1 protein-coding gene is annotated in these 2367 nt (G+C 32.7%); it reads left to right on the top strand.

Features of this window, described 5'->3' with window-relative positions; genetic code table 11:
- A partial coding sequence (locus GO621_RS18550) for a hypothetical protein (RefSeq protein WP_232335709.1) occupies positions 1 to 646 on the top strand: 646 nt, incomplete at its 5' end.
- Positions 647 to 2367 lie beyond the last annotated feature (1721 nt).

Here is a 2367-nt window from a genome sequence, read left to right on the forward strand (position 1 = left end):
CTGTAATTTTAAACGACCGAACGTGCTTCCAAAAATCCTTAAAGATATTTTAGAAAATTATGATCCAGAGGATTTAGACATAGTTATTAAAAAAGTTGACTATCAAGCATCAAATCCAAAGTTGGATATTCAAGTTTCAGTTCACGGATATCATGAACAAGATAATTTCGTCCAGCGTTGGAATATTGAAACAATACAATATAGACAAAGTAAATTTTCGCTTGATTACTCTTCTTCATTAGAAATAAGTAATGATCATCCAATTCTATGGCAATTTTCGGACTATCAGTCATCTATTTATTTTAGCGGCAACTGTTCTGACCCGAACCTAATGTTTATTGACCTTTACAAACTTCATAAATCACTATTTGAGGGATTAATTTCTTTTGAGGAGACTTTAAATCAAGGAAACGATTTTTGTAATTTTATCAGTAATTCTACAAGTGGACTTTTAGCCAACGGACCAAAAAAATTATTAGTGAAGTATGGTGAAATATTAAAAAAATACAATCTTAACTATACAATAATTGGTGACAGAATTCCCACGTACTGGAATGGTGAAAAACACGAAACGGAAGTGGGAAATGCAAAAGTTTTATTTATTGACAGTTCGTATATCGTAGCGGATGAATTTCTATTTTCGTAGCATAATAAAAACTACAGGCAACATTGGTTTGGCAAAAAACTGGCTGACGAATTAAACCTCAACTTTTGTTTTGCTATTTTGCTTCAGTTTCAACAGATGGAACAAAATTTAGCTGATAAAAACAGTATTGAACTTTTTGTTATAAATTCAGCTTTGGTTTTCGGGCTGACGGGTTTCAAATATCAGTTCTTCGCCAAGCCTTTTCCGTTGTGTGCAACCCAAACGACACGACCAAAATGCAAACATTCACTAATATATTTAAGTCAAAAACGATAGTTTCTCATTTTTTATTAGTTCTTTTCATTTCTATTTTAACATGCTTTTTACTTTATATGATTATTCCACTGATTTATTGGATTTATTTTGGTGAAGGAGGCGACTCAGAGCGTATTCAAAGTTCACCAGTTAGTATATTCATTGCTAATTGGTTTGCTCTGATTGTAGTATTAAGTTTTATTCTTGTAAAACTTTTTATAAATATCACGACCTATAAATTGGCTCATGCAAAATCTTACTTACTGACCGGATTAATAGTTGTTCCAGTATATTTATTAAAAAATCAAATATTGAACTTTTTACTTTAGCAATCATAATAAATACAGGGCAGCACACAACATTGGTTTGGTAAAAAACTGGCTGACGGAATAAATATCAACTTTTGTTTTGCTATTTTGCTTCAGTTTCGGCAGAAGGAATAAAATTTACTGGTAAAAGAAGCATCAACATTTTGTTATAAATTTAACATTAGTTTTGGCGGACGAGTTCCAAATTCCAGTTCTTCGCCAAGCCTTGAACGTTGCAAGCAATTTAAGACTTGCAAAACGCCGACTGAATTGCGCGCTTGACTTGTATTTACCGAATTATTTCGGCGACTTTTTCAAACGCTGTTTTTATCAATGTAAATTTGTTGACTAAACTTGCAACGTAAAAACAGCATTGCCGGCGGACTTTTTTAATTTATAAATTGGACTTGCAACTTTCTAAATGACAAATCAGACTTTACAAGTTTCAGCAGAAAAAACAAATTACCGGACTTTAAAACGTAGACTTTAAAACTTGAAACTCATTTTTTTGCTTGCTGTTGGCAAAGTTTTAAAATTCAAATGTGAATTTTTAGTTTTATAAATAAACTGCTTGCAACATGGGTTTGGCAAAAAACTGGCCGACGGAAGTTACCAGACATTTGAAATTCTTTTTTATCTTTAGTTCGGGTTTCGGTTGAAGGATTTCAAATTCCAGTTCTTCGCCAAGCCCTTTCCGTTGCACATCATTTTACCGAACAAAGTGCCGACACATTTGCTGAATCTGAAACGCCAACTTTTTCCAATGCTGTTTTTATCGGCATAAAATTGGAATTCAAACTTTTTGCTGGTAAAAACAGCATTTGCAAACGACTTTTTTGGTTTTGCTAATTAAGTTTAATTTTTGCAAACGACAATCGAACTTGCGGCTTTTCTTGCGGACAAAATATTCGCCTGACTTTTACGCGCCGGATTTTAAAATACTGTTTTTATAAGGCAAAAGTTCGCAAGACAAAATATTCGCCGGACTTTTTGTTCGTCGACTTTTAATGTTTAAATGTTTGGCGGACAATAATCTGTTTAAAAACACAAATTCGTATTTCTGCTTTTAAACATAAAACGTCGTGCAACATTGGTTTGGCAAAAAACTGGCAGACGGAAGTTATTGAAATTTTGTAATTCTTTTTTTATCTTTAGTTC

Source organism: Mucilaginibacter arboris (genome assembly GCF_009754915.1).
GTDB classification, from domain to species: domain Bacteria; phylum Bacteroidota; class Bacteroidia; order Sphingobacteriales; family Sphingobacteriaceae; genus Mucilaginibacter_A; species Mucilaginibacter_A arboris.